A 15,060-nucleotide genomic window follows, 5' to 3' on the forward strand; every position below is an offset into this window, starting at 1 on the left:
GGTCGCAGCGCATCTGGACCGCCGCAGGCGGGCCGCGCTGTTCGACGAAATCGAGGCGCTCGAGCTGCAGGCGTTCCTGACCGGCACGGACGAGCTTCTCTTCGAGGATTTGAAGGGCCGGGCCCAGGGCGTCCATGTGGATGGCTCGAACCTGGCGATTCTGGACACCGTATGACCGACGAGACGCAGATTCCCGACAACACGCCCGAGAACAACGGCCAAGCCGAATACGGCGCCGAGTCGATCAAGGTGCTCAAGGGCCTGGACGCGGTGCGCAAGCGCCCCGGCATGTACATCGGCGACACCGACGACGGCTCGGGCCTGCACCACATGGTCTATGAGGTGGTCGACAACGCCATCGACGAGACCCTGGCGGGCTGGGCGACGCGGGTTGAGGTGATCCTCAACGCCGACGGCTCGGTGACCGTCACCGACGACGGCCGCGGCATCCCGGTGGACATCCACGAGGGCGAGGGCGTCTCGGCGGCCGAGGTCATCATGACCCAGCTGCACGCCGGCGGTAAATTCGACCAGAACTCCTACAAGGTCTCCGGCGGCCTGCACGGGGTCGGCGTCTCGGTGGTCAACGCGCTCTCCGACTGGCTGAAGCTGAAGATCTATCGCGGCGGCAAGGCCTACGAGATGGAGTTCCGCCGCGGCGACGCGGTCTCGCCCCTGATCGCCACCGGCGACGCGCCCCTGCGCGAGAACGGCGAGTTCCTGTCGGGCACCGAGGTCACCTTCATGGCCTCCACCGACACCTTCGCCTTCATCGAATACGACCGGAAGACCCTCGAGCACCGCCTGCGTGAGCTCGCCTTCCTCAATTCCGGCGTGACCATCTGGCTGAAGGACAACCGCGAGGCCGAGCCCTTCGTCGAGCTGCTGCACTACGAGGGCGGCATCGAGGCCTTCGTACGCCACCTCGACAAGGCCAAGACGCCCCTGCTGCGGACCCCGATCGTGATCCGCGGCAAGAAGGAGAACGTCGAGCTCGACATGTCGCTCTGGTGGAACGACGGCTATCACGAGAACGTCCTCTGCTTCACCAACAACATCCCGCAGAAGGACGGCGGCACCCACCTGGCCGCCTTCCGCTCGGCGCTCACCCGGATCATCACCGGCTATGCGGAGAGCTCCGGCGCCACCAAGCGCGAGAAGGTCTCGCTGTCGGGCGAAGACGCCCGCGAGGGCCTGACCTGCGTGCTGTCAGTCAAGGTTCCCGATCCGAAGTTCTCGTCCCAGACCAAGGACAAGCTGGTCTCCTCCGAGGTGCGCCCGGCCGTGGAAGGCCTGGTCTCCGAGGGCATCGGCCAGTGGTTCGAGGAGCACCCCACCGAGGCCAAGCTGATCGTCCAGAAGATCGCCGAGGCCGCCATGGCCCGCGAGGCCGCCCGCAAGGCCCGCGAACTGACGCGGCGCAAGTCGGCCCTCGACATCACCTCCCTGCCCGGCAAGCTCGCCGACTGCCAGGAGCGCGATCCGGCCAAGTCCGAGATCTTCCTGGTGGAGGGCGACTCCGCCGGCGGCTCGGCCAAGCAGGCCCGCAACCGTGAGAACCAGGCGATCCTGCCCCTGCGCGGCAAGATCCTCAACGTGGAGCGCGCGCGGTTCGACAAGATGTTGTCATCCGATCAGATCGGCACCCTGATCGTGGCGCTGGGCGCCGGCATCGGGCGCGACGAGTTCGATATCGAGAAGCTCCGCTACCACAAGATCGTGATCATGACGGACGCCGACGTCGACGGCGCCCACATCCGCACCCTGCTGCTGACCTTCTTCTACCGGCAGATGCCGGAGCTGATCGAGCGCGGCTACCTCTATATCGCCCAGCCGCCGCTCTATAAGGCGACCAAAAACCGCCAGTCGCGGTATCTCAAGGACGACTCCGAGCTCGAGAACTACCTGATCGACGAGGGGGTCGAGGGCGCGACCCTGGACCTGGAATCCGGCGAGCGGCTGGTCGGCGCCGATCTGCTGGCCCTGTTGCAGAGCGCCCGCGGGGCCAAGGCCAATATCGAGCGGCTTTCCAGCCGGGCGCCGGCCATCGCGATCGAACAGGCGGCCCTGGCGGGCCTGCTGAACGAGGGCGGCGGCGACATGGCCAAGGCCGCGGCCCGCATGGACCTCTATGCCGAGGAAGGCGACGGGAACTGGACCGGAGAGGTCGCGGCGACCGGCGGCTTCGCCTTCTCCCGCGTCCGTCGCGGGGTGTCCGAGCGCGTGGTGCTGGACGACCTGCTGCTCCACGCCGCCGATGCGCGGCGCCTGGCCGAACGCTCGGCCGCCATGGCCGAAACCTTCCAGGGCGTGGGGACCTTCACCCGCAAGGACCGCTCGGCCAAGGTGCGCGGCCCGCTGGACCTGTTCGCCGCGGTGATGGAAGCCGGCCGACGCGGCCTGGCGATCCAACGCTACAAGGGCCTGGGCGAGATGAACCCAGACCAGCTCTGGGAGACCACCCTGGACGCCGACGCCCGCACCCTGCTGCAGGTCAAGGTCAACCACGCCGACGACGCCGATGACATGTTCACCCGCCTGATGGGCGACCTGGTCGAGCCGCGCCGCGAATTCATCCAGGAGAACGCCCTGGACGCCGAGGTCGACGTCTAGACTTTTGGATCGGCGCGCTTTCCGGCGGCGAACCGGGCCCCACTTCGCCTGAAAGCGCTAGAGCGGAAGGCCGGCCTCCGGCGCGGGCGCGATCATCAGCCCGACCTGGCCGGTCAGGCGGCACTGCAGGCCGGTCTCGAGCCAGTCGAACTCCGCCGATCCGGCCAAGTGCCGCATGGCGCGCTTGACCACGCTGCCGCCCACGCCGGACCGCAGCGGGCGGGTCGCGGCTGGGCCGCCGGTCTCGTGCCACTGCAGTTCGAATGTCTGGTTGGGCGTGATCACCCAGCTCACCTCGACCCGGCCGCCGGTCGCCGAGAGGGCGCCGTACTTGGCGGCGTTGGTGGCCAGTTCGTGCAAGGCCATGGCCAGGGACTGCGCGGCTTCCGGCTGCAGCGGCAGGGACGGGCCGCTTACCCACACCCGCGGCGTCTGGCCGCCGACATAGGGGGCGAGCTCTTGCTGCACCAGCTGGGACAGGTCGGCCCCGGTCCAGCGCGATTTGGCCAGCAGGCTGTGAGCGTGGGCCAGGGCGCCGATCCGCCCGTCGAGGGTGTCGCGGAAGTCCTCGACATTGTCGGCCTGGGTCAGGCGGACGGTAGCCTGGACGATCGATAAAAGGTTGTTGGCCCGGTGATTGACCTCGTTGGCCAGCAGCGACACCCGTTCCTCGGCCTGTTTGCGATGGGTGATGTCGACCAGCACGTTGACGGCGCCGGTGATCTGGCCGTCAGGCCCCAGCAGCGGCGTCGGATAGGGGGTGAAGCTGATGCGGCTGCCGTCCGGCCGCTCGGCCACGGCCTCGGCGCCGCGCACCGGCCGACCGTCCTTCAGCGTGAGCGCCATCGGACCTTGGTCGTGCGGCAGGGGCGTGCCGTCGGGCCGGTACAGTTTCCAGGTGACGCACCACTCATCGCTGCCGATCACCGGTCGCCGGCCGGCGAAAGCCACACAGGCCTCGTTATAGAAGGTGATCCGCCCCTCGGCGTCGGTCGTGTAGACGGCCGCCGGCAGAGCGTCCAGCAGCGCCCTAAGATGCAGCTCGCGCTCGTGGAAGGCGTCCTGGGCCTTCTTGAGGACGGCCACAGTCGCTGGGCTCACGTCGTTCGCCAGGGCGGCCACTGGCTTGGGGGCATGTTGCATCTCGGATTCCCGACCGGCGCCAACCGGCCGCCGAGTCCGATAAGACTTCTGAGGCGATTTTGATCCCACCGACACCAACTTCACCGGGCAAGTGTGGCCTCGCCGCCGCCGCCAGGGTGTGGATGTGGCGCGGACGCTCGATTTCCGGGCGTTTCGCGGCGCCAGGGACACAGGCGGACGATGTCGTGCACGTGACGGGACGGTTGCGCTTTCATGACGGCGCGGAGTCGCCTAGAGCGCGAGCAATTCCAGCCCAGAGGATTTCGATATGCCGCGGCTCACCCGTACGCGCCTCATGAAACATGCGGCGCGCGCCGCCCTGCTCGTGGCGGTGCTCGCCCCGGGCGCGGCCTTCGCCCAAGACGCCGGGACCGAGCTGGAAGAGGTGATCATCACCGCCCAGAAGCGGGCCGAGAGCCTCAACGACGCACCCCTCTCTGTGACCGCTGTTTCCGGCGAGAAGCTGGCGGTGATCCGCTCGTCCGGCGGCGACATCCGGGTGTTCTCCGCCCGCATCCCCAGCGTGACCCTGGAATCCTCCTTCGGCCGGACCTTCCCGCGACCCTATATCCGCGGCCTTGGCAATACCGATTTCGACCTCAACGCCTCCCAGCCGGTCTCCTTCGTCTATGACGAGGTGGTGCTGGAAAGCCCGGTGCTGAAGGGCTTCCCGCTGTTCGACATCGACCAGGTCGAGGCGCTGCGCGGGCCGCAGGGGACGCTGTTCGGCCGCAACACCCCGGCCGGGGTGCTCAAGTTCGACAGCGCCAAGCCCCGCCAGACCTTCGGCGGATACGGCCAGGTCTCCTACGCCACCTTCGGGACGATCAACGCCGAGGGCGCGGTCGGCGGCCCGATCGTCGAGGGCGTGCTGGCGGGCCGGTTCTCGGCCCTCTACCAGCACCGCGACGACTGGGTGGACAACGGCTTCACCGGCAAGAAGAACGCCACCGGCGGCTATGACGAGCACGCCTTCCGCGGCCAACTGCTGTTCACGCCCAACGAAGCGATCAGCGCCCTGTTCAACGCCCACTACATGCACCTGGACGGCACGCCGCAGATCTTCCGGGCCAATATCATCACCCAGGGGACCAACGACTTCGTCCCCGGTTTCGACCGCGAGACCATCTTCCAGGACGCCGAGTCGCGTTCCGGGCAGACGGTTGAGGCCTCCGGCGCAAGCCTGAAGCTGACCTACGACCTGGGCGGGCCAGTCATAACCTCGATCACCGCCTATGAGCACGTGACCGCCTTCTCGCGCGGCGACATCGACGGCGGTTTCGGCGCCGTCTTCGCCCCGCCATCGGGTCCGGGCTTCATCCCGTTCACCGCCGAGAGCGCCGACGGCATGCCCTATCACGCCCAGTGGAGCCAGGAGCTGCGGGTGGCCGGCGACGCCGGGGCGCTGAAATACACCCTGGGCGCCTTCTACTTCTTCGAAGACGTGAAGATCGACTCGATCAACTACGACACCCTGGGCGGCGGGGTGCGCAACGGCTTCGCGATCCAGCACCAGAAGACCACCTCCTGGGCCCTGTTCGGCAACCTCGATTACAAGCTGACCGAGCAGTGGAGCGTTGGCGGCGGCCTGCGCTATTCCGACGACAGCAAGGAGTTCATGGCCGCCCAGCTGATCACTCCGCCCTTCGCCCCGGTCCCGCCTGGCGTCCTGCGCGCCTCGCCGGAGAGCGACGAGATCAGCTTCAACCTCAACACCACCTATGCGGTGACCGAGGACGTCAACCTCTACGCCCGGATCGCCAAGGGCTATCGCGCGCCGTCGATCCAGGGCCGGCTGCTGTTCGGTTCGAGCATATCGGTGGCCGACAAGGAGACGGTGATGTCGTACGAGGCCGGCTTCAAGGCCGACCTGTTCGACCGCCGCGCCCGGGTCGACGCCAACGTCTTCTTCTACAAGGTCGACGACATGCAGCTCACCGCCGTGGGCGGCGGGGCCAACTTCAACCAGCTCATCAACGCCGCCAAGGCCGAGGGCTACGGCTTCGAGTTCAACGGCGAGGCCGCGCCGATCGAGCACCTGCTGCTGACCGCGGGCCTCTCCTACAATCACACCGAAATCCAGGATCCGAACCTCTTCACCCAGCCCTGCGGCGGCGGCTGCACGGTGCTGGACCCGGCCGGCCCGATCGCCGGGACGGTGCGGATCGACGGCAACAGCCTGCCCAACGCCCCGCGCTGGATCGCCAACTTCACGGCGCGCTACGCCATCCCCTATGGCGACGGCGAGTTCTTCGCCTTCACCGACTGGGCCTACCGCTCGAAGATCAACTTTTTCCTCTACCAGTCCGCCGAGTTCACCGACGACCGGCTGCTGGAAGGCGGCCTGCGCCTCGGTTACGCCGCGGCGGCCGGCTGGGAGGCGGCGGTCTTCGCCCGCAACATCACCGACGACGAAAGCCTGGAAGGCGGCATCGACTTCAACAACCTGACCGGCTTCGTCAACGACCCGCGCACCCTCGGCGTCGAGGTGAAGGCGAAGTTCTAGGTCGCGCAGGAACAACGGCCCCGGGCCGTCGTTCCCCTCATGCGGGGGCCCACCTGTCCCGATGAGGTTCGATATGCGTGTGAGCGAATGCATGACGCGTGATGTCCGGATGGCCAATCCGGACGAAACCGCCGCCGAAGCCGCCACGAGGATGGCCGAACTCGACGCCGGTATCCTGCCGGTGAGCGAGAACGACCGGCTGGTGGGGATGATCACCGACCGGGACATCGCCATCCGCGGCGTGGCCATGAGCCTGGGCCCCGACGCCAAGGTCCGCGACCTGATGAGCACCGAGGTCCTCTACTGCTACGACGACGAGGATGTGGACGACGTGCTGCGCAATATGAGCCAGCAGCAGATCCGTCGGCTGCCGGTTCTTGACCGCAACAAGCGGCTGGTCGGCATCGTGTCCCTGGCCGACCTGGCCTGCAGCGGCCACGACGCCGAGGCGGGCGAGGCCTTGAGCGGCATCACCCAGCCGGGCGGCGAGCATAGTCAGACGCTCCACTAGGGCCGCCCGCCCTAGCTAGGCGTCCATGCCCCGGAGCACGGCGAGGACCGCCTCGCCGTAGCGCTCCAGCTTGCCCTCTCCCACCCCGTTGATGGCGGCGAGGGTGGAGAGGCCGGCGGGCTTCTTCACCGCGATCTCGGCCAGGGTCCGGTCATGGAAGATCACATAGGGCGGCAGGTGCTGGCGGTGGGCCTCGTCGCGACGCCAGGCGCGCAGGGCCTCGAACAGCGGCTGGTCGTGCGGGCCGATGGCGGTGGCGGCGGTGGAGGCGCGGGTCTTCTTGCGCGGCTTACCGGACTTGGTGGTCGGGTCGTGCTCCTCCAGCCCCTGGCGTAGGGCCACCCGGCGCTCGCCGCGATAGACCGCCTTGACCCCTTCGATATCGCCCAGCCCCACCAGGGGGCGCCCGTCATTGGGATCCTCGCGTAGCAGGCCGTCGAACAGCAGTTGGTCGATCAGGTCGCGCCAGCCCGTGGGGCTGAACTCCTTACCTATGCCGAAGGTGGTGAGGGCGGCCTCGAAGCTGGAGGGCTCCTTGGTCTTGCCCAGCAGGTGCTCCACTAGGCGTCCGCGTCCGAACCGGCCTCCCATGCGGTGCGCCGCCGACAGGGCCTTCTGCGCCGCCTCGGTGGCGTCGATGGTCTCGACGGTCCCCAGGCAGAGGTCGCAGACGCCGCAGGCGTCCACCCCCTCCTCGCCGAAATAGCGCCGCACCCCGGCGGCGCGGCAGGTGGTCCCGTCCAGCATCGTATAGAGTTGGCGCACCTTGCGGCTCTGGACCTGCTTGACCCCGTCGTCGACCTCGCGACCGTCGATCCGCCGATAGGCCCAGGCCATGTCGGAGGCGCCATAGAGGGTGATGCCCTCGGCCGGATCGCCGTCGCGCCCGGCGCGGCCGATCTCCTGCCAATAGGCCTCGATGGAGGCCGGCGGATCGGCGTGGATCACATAGCGGACGTCGGGCTTGTCCACCCCCATGCCGAAGGCGATGGTGGCCACCATCACCGCGGCGTCGGCCTCCAGGAAGGTCTCCAGCCGCTGGGCGCGCAAACCCTTCTCCAGGCCCGCGTGATAGGCGTGGGCCGGCACGCCCTCGCTCCGCAGCAGCTCGGCCAGCTTTTCGGTCCCGTCGCGGGAGCCGGCATAGATCACTCCGGACCGGTCCGGCCGCGCGGCCACCAGCTCGGCGACCCGCCGGTGCGCGGCGCCGCGCTTGCGCTCGGCCGACAGGGCCAGTTCCGGCCGCGCGAAGGAGGCCACGAACTCGGCCGACTCCTCCAGCTTGAGCTCGGCGCGGATGTCGTCGCGGGTGCGGGCGTCGGCGGTGGCGGTGACCGCCAGGCGCGGGACCTTCGGGAAGATATCGGCCAGCCGTCCCAGCATCCTGTACTCGGGCCGGAAGTCGTGGCCCCACTGGCTGACGCAGTGGGCCTCGTCGATGGCGATCAGCGCCAGCGGCTTGCGCGACAGCCGATCCAGCATGGAGGGCTGCATCAGGCCTTCCGGCGAGATGTAGAGCAGGTCCAGGGTCCCGGCCTCGATCTTCTCCCAGGTGTCGGCCCGCTCCCAGGCCTCGCCGGTGGAGTCCAGCCGCGCGGCGGAGACGCCCGACTGCTGCAGCCCCGCCACCTGGTCGGCCATCAGCGCGATCAGCGGCGAGACCACCAGGCCCAGGCCCGGGCGCATCATGGCGGGGATCTGGTAGCAGACGCTCTTGCCGCCACCGGTGGGCAGCACGGCCATGGCGCTGCGCCCGCCCAGGATCTCGGCGATCACCTCGGCCTGGCGGCCACGAAATTCGGCATGTCCGAAGGTGCGGCGCAGGATCTCCCGCGCCTCATCAAGACGTGAGGCTGGCATAGGGCGCTATATGGCGTGCGCCGCCCGGCAGGCGAAGAGGCAATGCGACGCGGCTGCGTTTTGCTGCAGCCCATGCTGCGCAGCATTTCCGCAGCAAGACGCCCTCAGCTCACGGCGTCGAGCCGGCTGATCACCCGCTTCTGCGCCCAGTGGGAGCCCATGCGGTTGGTGAACATCTCCGGTCGCTCGGCCAGGACCTCGGTCTCCAGCCAGAGCCGCTTCAGGTGGCGGATCTTGCCCGCGGCGCGGTCGTCCACATAGGGCGTCCGCCCGTGAAGCACGTGGTGGTTGTTGATGAACTGCATGTCGCCGGGGCGGAAATCCATGATCACCGCGTGGCGGCCTGAGTCCGCCTCGGCCTTCATCCAGTCCAGCGCCTCGCGGGCCTTGTCGGTGAGGGTCGGGGCGTCATCGTGGCGCTGCGAGGCCAGGATGTAGGGGGCGATCAGCCGGACGAACAGACGTCCGCCATGCTCGGTGAATACCGGCATCAGGTACCAGCCGGCCCGCCCCGGCGCCTGTTCGCCGCGATAGTCGAAGGGCTGGGGCCTGTAGAGCTCGGCCGCCAGGTCTGGGCGCTCGCGGACCAGCCGATTGTGCAGCGACACCGAGTTGCAGACCGTCGAGAGTCCGCCCGAAGCCCCGGTTCGCAGGCACAGCAGTCCCACCAGGTCCGAGCCGTCGCAATGATAGTCCAGCCCGATCTGGCCCAGCTCGTTGCCCCGCGCGGTGGGGTCGTCCAGCGCCTTGCCGTGGTCGGTGACGTCGCCCAGCAGATGGCCCTTGGCGTTCTGCGGCCAGGGCCGGCCCAGATGCGCGCCGATCCCCCAATAGGCCAGGCACATGTCGTCATTGGTCCAGCGGTCCCGGGGCAGGCCGCGGATCAGCACGAAGCCGCGGCCGTCCATCAGGTCGCTCTCGATGGCCTTCAGCCGCGCGCCGAGGGTCGGCAAGGGGAAGTCGGCCTTGCCGATCTCAAGGAAGTCGTCGGACCTGGCGCGGGCGACGGCCATGGCCGCCTCCAGCTCGGCGATCTCCGGAGCTGAGAGCTGTTCGGTCCAGGTGGCGGGATCGGCGACATCGTCGGCGGTCCATTCGCAGGCGGTCTCCAGCAGGCGTGGGGTCATGGCGGGCCCCCCTGTTCCGCGGCCATGGCGACTGGCGCCGCCCTAGCGCCGCGCAGCAGGCGCCCCGGCAGGGCGCCGGTGGGTTCGCCGTCGCGATAGGTGACCTGGCCGGCGACGATGGTGGCCACATAGCCGTCGGCGCGCTGCACCAGCCGTCGCCCGCCGGCCGGCAGGTCGTGGGCCACGGCGGGCGCCTTGAGGGTCAGGTTTTCATAGTCGATGACGTTGAGATCGGCCCGGTAGCCCGCGGCGATCAGGCCCCGGTCGTGCAGGCCGACGGCCTTGGCCGTGTCGTTCGTCTGCATACGGATCATTGCCTCGAGACTGAGCTTCGGACCCCGCGTGCGGTCCCGGGTCCAGTGGGTCAGGTTCGAGGTGGGGAAGGAGCCGTCGCAGATCATCCCCACATGCGCCCCGCCGTCCGAGAGGCCGGGCACGGTGTCGGGATGGGTCAGCATGGCGTGGCTGGGGTCCAGCGAGCCGTTGGCGTAGTTGAGGAATGGCAGGTAGAGCATGCCCTTGCCGTCGTTGGAGAGCATGTGGTCCAGGGCCAGTTCCTCCGGCGTCACGCCCTGGGCGGCCGCCAGGGCGGCTATGGTGCGGTCGGCGGTCTGCTCATAGTCCGGGGTCTCGCCCATCAGGAACATGATGTGCCAATTGCGGGTCATGTTGGCGGCGAAGCCCGGCCCGCCGGGTGCGCCGTCGGCCAGCAGCCGGGCGCGGAAGTCCGGGTCGCGCAGGTGGGCCAGGCGCTCGACCAAGGGTAGCTTGGCGATCTCCTGATAGGTCGGATAGGCGCTGAACGGATTGAGGGTCAGCTCGAAGCCGAACAAGATCCCCACCGGCCGCCCGCAGACCTGGGCGCGCATCTCCAGCCCGGCGGCGGAGGCTTCGGCCAGGCGGTCCAGCAGCAGCTTCCACTGGTCGGGATCGCGCGGGCTCTGCACCAGGGAGAAGGACAGCGGCCGGCCCGAGCGCTCCACCAGCCGGCGCAGCATGGCGAACTCGGCCTCCGGATCGGCGAAGTCGGAGACGAATTGCAGGGTCCCCTTGCCGGCGGCGGCCAGGCCCATGGCGATGCCGGCGAGTTCGTCCTCGGAGGCGGTCAGGGTCGGCGTCGGCTGGCCGTCGCTGGTGCGGTGATTGAGCGTCCGCGAGGTGGAGAAGCCCAGCGCCCCGGCCTCCACCGCCCGCTTGGCGATGGCGGCCATGGCGTGGATGTCGGCCGCCGTGGCGTCCTCGCGGTTGGCGCCGCGCTCGCCCATCACATAGACGCGCAGGGCTGCGTGGGGCAGCTGGGTCCCGATGTCGACGTCGAATGACCGCCGGTCCAGGCTGTCGAGATAGTCGGGGAAGCTCTCCCAGTTCCAGGGCAGGCCCTGCGTCAGCACCGGGAAGGGGATGTCCTCGACGCCTTCCATCAGGCGGATCAGCCGGTCGTGGTCCTGCGGCTTGCAGGGGGCGAAGCCGACCCCGCAATTGCCCATCACCACGGTGGTCACCCCGTGCCAGGCCGAGGGCTGCATATGGTGGTCCCAGGTGGCCTGGCCGTCATAGTGCGTATGGATGTCGACGAAGCCGGGAGTGACGATCCTGCCCGTGGCGTCGATCTCCTCGGCGCCTCGGCCGACCACCTCGCCGATCCGGGCGATCAGGCCGTCCTTGACCGCCACGTCGGCGCGAAACGGGGCGGCGCCGGTTCCATCCACCACGGTCCCGCCGCGGAAGACCAGGTCCCAGGCCTTCTCCATGGCCGTCTCTCCCATACTCTTTGGAAGAATTAGCCGCCTCAGACCGGGGTCAGGTCAAGGGCGCCCTAGCGTCACTTCCCGCCTTCGCGGGGCTGCTGGCCGGTCTTGAAGGCGCAGCCTCGGAAAGTCTGGTCGCCCAGGGTCACCACGGCGAGATAGGGGTACTTCAGGTCCGACATGCCGTCGGAGCACTCTTCCTCGGCCAGGCTGACCATGAACGTCTTGCCGTTGTCGGTGGTCGACCACACGGCGTGCTGACCGTCGTCGACCCCGACGCCGGGATTGGCCACGACGATCGGCGGCTCCGGATCGGGCCGGGTGAAGCTGATCTTGTCGGGGCGGATCGCTAGCGCCCAGAAGGGCTCGTTGCCGCGCGCGTCGAGATCGCCGGTGAATTCCTTCGACGCCGCGGGCTCGTCCGGCTCTTCGGGAGGTTCCGGCGCCTCGGGGGCGTCGGGCGCGTCGGCCGGCGGCGGCGCGGCCTTGCCGTCGGGCGACTGCGGCTGGCAGGCGGCCAGCATCACGGCGGACAGTACGCCGGCAAGCGTCCAAGGGAGACCATGTCGCATCGGCGATCCTTTCACGGCGGCGCGGGCAGGCTAGACTCCTGCCCGATGAGTCGGAATAGCCCGCTAATGTTTCTGGAATTCTTCGCCGGCGGCGGCATGGCCCGGCTGGGCCTGGGCGCGCGCTGGTCCTGCGCCTTCGCCAACGACTTCGATCCGGTGAAGGCGGCGACCTACAGGGCGAATTTCGAGGACGCCGCGGCGCATTTCCACGAAGGCGACGTCTGGACCCTCGATCCGGCCGATCTTCCGAAAGGGGCCGACCTCGCCTGGGCCTCCTCGCCCTGCCAGGATTTCAGCCTGGCCGGCGGCCGGGCCGGCCTTGCGGGCGGCAAGTCCTCGGCCTTCTTCGGTTTCTGGCGACTGATCGAGGCCCTTGGGCCGGACGCCCCGCGCTGCGTGGTGATCGAGAACGTCAGCGGCCTGCTCACCTCGCGCGGTGGCGCGGACTTCACCGCCCTGTGCGCCGCCCTGGCGCGACAGGGCTACGGCTTCGGAGCCCTGGAGATCGACGCAGCCCGCTTCGTCCCGCAATCGCGGCCGCGGGTGTTCGTGATCGCCACGAGGGAAACCCCGCCGGCTCGCTTCATCGGCGACAGTCCCTTCCAGACCCGGCTGGTGCGAGAGGCCCATGCCCGCCTACCATTGGAACTCGCCGCCCGCTGGGTTTGGTGGCGAGGTGAGGCGCCGGCCGCGCGCAACACCGACCTGGCCAGCCTGCTGGAGGCCGACGACGCGGTCGCCTGGCACGGGTCGGCGCGGACGGCGCGGCTGATCGAGCTGATGTCGCCCCTCCACCGGCGGCGGCTGGCGGCGGTCCAGGCGTCCGGCGTCCGCTCCGTGGGCGCGGTCTTCAAGCGCATGCGGGTCGAGGACGGGGTCCGGGTCCAGCGGGCTGAGGCGCGGTTCGATGGCCTGGCCGGCTGCCTGCGTACGCCGCGCGGCGGCTCATCGCGCCAGACCCTGATCGTCGTGCAGGGCGACAGCGTCCACTCGCGCCTGGTCACGGGGCGGGAGGCCGCCCGGCTCATGGGCCTGCCCGAGACTTATGTGACGCCCGCCTCGGCCACATCGGCGCTCCATGTCATGGGCGACGGCGTCGTAGTTCCGGTGGTGGCCTGGCTTGCCGCCGAGATCCTGGAGCCGCTGCTCCTACCATCCAGCGCCGCGCTCGCCGCCGAATAGACGTTCTGCCGCCCACCCCCAGAAGAAGTGCGCTTCCAAATCCCGGCCACGGGCCTAAGTTCTCCCGCAATTGACCCTTTCAGCCAGAGACATTCCATGGCCGACGCCGGATCCACCACCTATGACGCCGCCCGCTACAAGCGCGCCGGACGCGGCAAGATCTTCGACTCCGTCCTCGACCTGATCGGCGACACCCCTCTGGTCCGCCTGCCGCGACTGACCGCGGCGCTGGAGCCCAAGGGCGAGGTGGTCGCCAAGCTGGAGTTCTTCAATCCCCTGGCCTCGGTGAAGGACCGGATCGGGGTCTCGATGATCGAGTGGCTGGAGGCCAAGGGCCTGCTGAAGGCCGGCGGCTCCATCGTCGAGCCGACCAGTGGCAACACCGGCATCGCCCTGGCCTTCGTGGCCGCGGCGAAGGGCTATCCGATCACCCTGGTCATGCCCGAGAGCATGTCGATCGAGCGCCGCAAGATGCTGATCATCCTGGGCGCAAAGCTGGAGCTGACCCCGGCGGAGCGCGGCATGGCCGGCGCCGTCGCCCGCGCCCGGGAGATCGTCGAGGCCACGCCCGGCGCGGTCATGCCCCAGCAGTTCGACAATGAGGCCAATCCGCTGATCCATCGGGTCTCCACCGCTGAGGAGATCTGGAACGACACCGAGGGCCGCGTCGACGCGGTGATCTCCGGGGTCGGCACCGGCGGCACCATCACCGGGGTCGGCCAGGTGCTGAAGGCCCGCAAGCCTTCGGTGCGCATGGTGGCCGTGGAGCCCGAGTCCTCGCCGGTGCTGTCCGGCGGCCAGCCGGCGCCGCATAAGATCCAGGGGATCGGGGCGGGCTTCGTGCCCTCGATCCTCGACCGGGGGATCATCGACGAGATCATCCAGGTCTCCAATGACGACAGCTTCGCCATGGCCCGCCGGGTCGCGCGCGAAGAGGGCATCCCCGTCGGAATCTCCTCCGGCGCGGCGCTTACGGCGGCCTTCGACCTGGCCAGCCGCGAGGAGTTCCGGGGCAAGCTGATCGTGGCGATCATCCCGAGCTTCGCCGAGCGCTACCTGTCCACGGCGCTGTTCGACGGCCTGTAGGCGACTCGCCGGGCGAAGGCGCCGCGGAGATAGAGTTCGGCCACGATCAGGTTGGGAATCCAGCTGATATAGGCGGTGGCCACATAGCCATCCTCCGGCGACACGCCGACGAGGGGGAAGAACGGCAGGTAAAGCCGAAGCGTCACCGCGCCGAAGGTCATGGCGAAGGAGCGGATCATCCAGGCGCGGTGCTCGACGAAGCGCCGCGCCAGGGCCATGCGCCAGGCCTGCACATTGGCGGTGATCCAGCACACCGCCAGGGCGCCGAACCCGACGCCTGCCACTGGTCCCGCCGTACTGCCAAAGGCCATGACCAGGCCGCCGACCCCGCCGACGAGGCAGCCGACGACGTAGGTCCGGCCCATCCAGCGATGCAGCCGCCAGTGCTTCTCGCGCAGGCCGGGCAGGAACTGGAAGGGCCCCAGCAGCAGGGCCGTCGCCGCTCCGGCCACGTGGACGTCGAGCCAGGGCCTGGCGAACAGGTTCGCTACGATGCCCGGGTCCATCAGGCCCAGGCGCGGCAGGTAGCGGTAGGAGAAGATCGCCACGCCCAGGCTCAGGAAGGCGGCGAGGCCCCAGAGAATGCGGGTCAAGGGTCGGGTCATGAGTCGCGTCATGGGGTTCGCTCCGGTTCGGGGCGAGATTGCCGCGGTCTCCAGGCCACGCTAGCGGCGGTCCGCGAACGGCGCCAAATCTGCGTGAATGGAACCGA

The 15,060-nt window shown here is 69.1% G+C and carries 11 protein-coding genes and 1 pseudogene; 6 read left to right on the forward strand and 6 right to left on the reverse strand.

The genetic code is table 11. The features are described 5' to 3' along the window. Positions 1–175 (forward strand): annotated as a pseudogene (locus Q8Q88_RS12915) (DNA replication and repair protein RecF); the annotation flags it as partial. After that, entirely contained in the window at positions 172–2,613 is a 2,442-nt protein-coding gene (gene gyrB, locus Q8Q88_RS12920) for a DNA topoisomerase (ATP-hydrolyzing) subunit B (RefSeq protein WP_305675594.1), read from the forward strand. The pseudogene Q8Q88_RS12915 and the gene gyrB, both read left to right, overlap by 4 nt. A gap of 57 nt (positions 2,614–2,670) precedes the next feature. Here gyrB and Q8Q88_RS12925 read toward each other — a convergent pair whose 3' ends face one another. Next, positions 2,671–3,756 carry a sensor histidine kinase gene (locus Q8Q88_RS12925; RefSeq protein WP_305675595.1) on the reverse strand — a complete coding sequence of 362 codons (1,086 nt, stop codon included), beginning with the start codon at positions 3,754–3,756 and terminating at the stop codon, positions 2,671–2,673. A gap of 268 nt (positions 3,757–4,024) precedes the next feature. On the opposite strand from Q8Q88_RS12925, the gene Q8Q88_RS12930 reads away from it, so the two are divergent. Beyond that, complete coding sequence (locus tag Q8Q88_RS12930) at positions 4,025–6,262, forward strand: TonB-dependent receptor (RefSeq protein WP_305675596.1); 2,238 nt, start codon at positions 4,025–4,027, stop codon at positions 6,260–6,262. A gap of 91 nt (positions 6,263–6,353) precedes the next feature. Further along, positions 6,354–6,773, forward strand: coding sequence for a CBS domain-containing protein (locus Q8Q88_RS12935; RefSeq protein WP_305675597.1), 420 nt, complete (start codon positions 6,354–6,356; stop codon positions 6,771–6,773). A 15-nt stretch (positions 6,774–6,788) separates the two neighbouring features. Here Q8Q88_RS12935 and recQ read toward each other — a convergent pair whose 3' ends face one another. From recQ to Q8Q88_RS12955, 4 genes are all read right to left on the reverse strand, one after another. Then, complete coding sequence (gene recQ / locus Q8Q88_RS12940) at positions 6,789–8,633, reverse strand: DNA helicase RecQ (protein ID WP_305675598.1); 1,845 nt, start codon at positions 8,631–8,633, stop codon at positions 6,789–6,791. A gap of 104 nt (positions 8,634–8,737) precedes the next feature. Continuing rightward, positions 8,738–9,760 (reverse strand): TauD/TfdA family dioxygenase, encoded by a 1,023-nt coding sequence (locus Q8Q88_RS12945; protein WP_305675599.1) that lies wholly within the window; start codon positions 9,758–9,760, stop codon positions 8,738–8,740. Then, positions 9,757–11,511, reverse strand: coding sequence for an amidohydrolase family protein (locus Q8Q88_RS12950; RefSeq protein ID WP_305675600.1), 1,755 nt, complete (start codon positions 11,509–11,511; stop codon positions 9,757–9,759). The genes Q8Q88_RS12945 and Q8Q88_RS12950 overlap by 4 nt, the downstream gene beginning before the upstream one ends. A 71-nt stretch (positions 11,512–11,582) precedes the next feature. Then, positions 11,583–12,080, reverse strand: a complete 498-nt coding sequence (locus tag Q8Q88_RS12955; protein WP_305675601.1) for a COG3650 family protein — start codon at positions 12,078–12,080, stop codon at positions 11,583–11,585. Positions 12,081–12,125: 45 nt separating this feature from the next. Between Q8Q88_RS12955 and Q8Q88_RS12960 the strand changes: the two genes are divergently transcribed. Both Q8Q88_RS12960 and cysK read left to right on the forward strand, forming a co-directional pair. After that, positions 12,126–13,262, forward strand: coding sequence for a DNA cytosine methyltransferase (locus Q8Q88_RS12960; protein ID WP_305675602.1), 1,137 nt, complete (start codon positions 12,126–12,128; stop codon positions 13,260–13,262). A gap of 96 nt (positions 13,263–13,358) precedes the next feature. Beyond that, positions 13,359–14,348 carry a cysteine synthase A gene (cysK, locus tag Q8Q88_RS12965; protein ID WP_305675603.1) on the forward strand — a complete coding sequence of 330 codons (990 nt, stop codon included), beginning with the start codon at positions 13,359–13,361 and terminating at the stop codon, positions 14,346–14,348. Here the strand turns inward: cysK and Q8Q88_RS12970 are convergent. Then, complete coding sequence (locus Q8Q88_RS12970) at positions 14,315–14,953, reverse strand: DUF2306 domain-containing protein (RefSeq protein WP_305675604.1); 639 nt, start codon at positions 14,951–14,953, stop codon at positions 14,315–14,317. The two genes, cysK and Q8Q88_RS12970, sit on opposite strands and share 34 nt — an antisense overlap. Positions 14,954–15,060 lie beyond the last annotated feature (107 nt).

Source organism: Phenylobacterium sp. (assembly GCF_030697925.1).
Taxonomy (GTDB): domain Bacteria; phylum Pseudomonadota; class Alphaproteobacteria; order Caulobacterales; family Caulobacteraceae; genus Phenylobacterium.

Excerpts from the sequence above, each read along its gene's own strand:
- Q8Q88_RS12925 (WP_305675595.1), bottom strand. The coding sequence starts at position 3,756 with ATGCAACATGCCCCCAAGCCAGTGGCCGCCCTGGCGAACGACGTGAGC.
- Q8Q88_RS12945 (WP_305675599.1), bottom strand. The coding sequence starts at position 9,760 with ATGACCCCACGCCTGCTGGAGACCGCCTGCGAATGGACCGCCGACGAT.
- Q8Q88_RS12960 (WP_305675602.1), top strand. The coding sequence starts at position 12,126 with ATGAGTCGGAATAGCCCGCTAATGTTTCTGGAATTCTTCGCCGGCGGC.
- Q8Q88_RS12930 (WP_305675596.1), top strand. The coding sequence starts at position 4,025 with ATGCCGCGGCTCACCCGTACGCGCCTCATGAAACATGCGGCGCGCGCC.
- cysK (WP_305675603.1), top strand. The coding sequence starts at position 13,359 with ATGGCCGACGCCGGATCCACCACCTATGACGCCGCCCGCTACAAGCGC.
- Q8Q88_RS12935 (WP_305675597.1), top strand. The coding sequence starts at position 6,354 with ATGACGCGTGATGTCCGGATGGCCAATCCGGACGAAACCGCCGCCGAA.
- Q8Q88_RS12955 (WP_305675601.1), bottom strand. The coding sequence starts at position 12,080 with ATGCGACATGGTCTCCCTTGGACGCTTGCCGGCGTACTGTCCGCCGTG.
- Q8Q88_RS12950 (WP_305675600.1), bottom strand. The coding sequence starts at position 11,511 with ATGGAGAAGGCCTGGGACCTGGTCTTCCGCGGCGGGACCGTGGTGGAT.
- gyrB (WP_305675594.1), top strand. The coding sequence starts at position 172 with ATGACCGACGAGACGCAGATTCCCGACAACACGCCCGAGAACAACGGC.
- recQ (WP_305675598.1), bottom strand. The coding sequence starts at position 8,633 with ATGCCAGCCTCACGTCTTGATGAGGCGCGGGAGATCCTGCGCCGCACC.
- Q8Q88_RS12970 (WP_305675604.1), bottom strand. The coding sequence starts at position 14,953 with ATGACCCGACCCTTGACCCGCATTCTCTGGGGCCTCGCCGCCTTCCTG.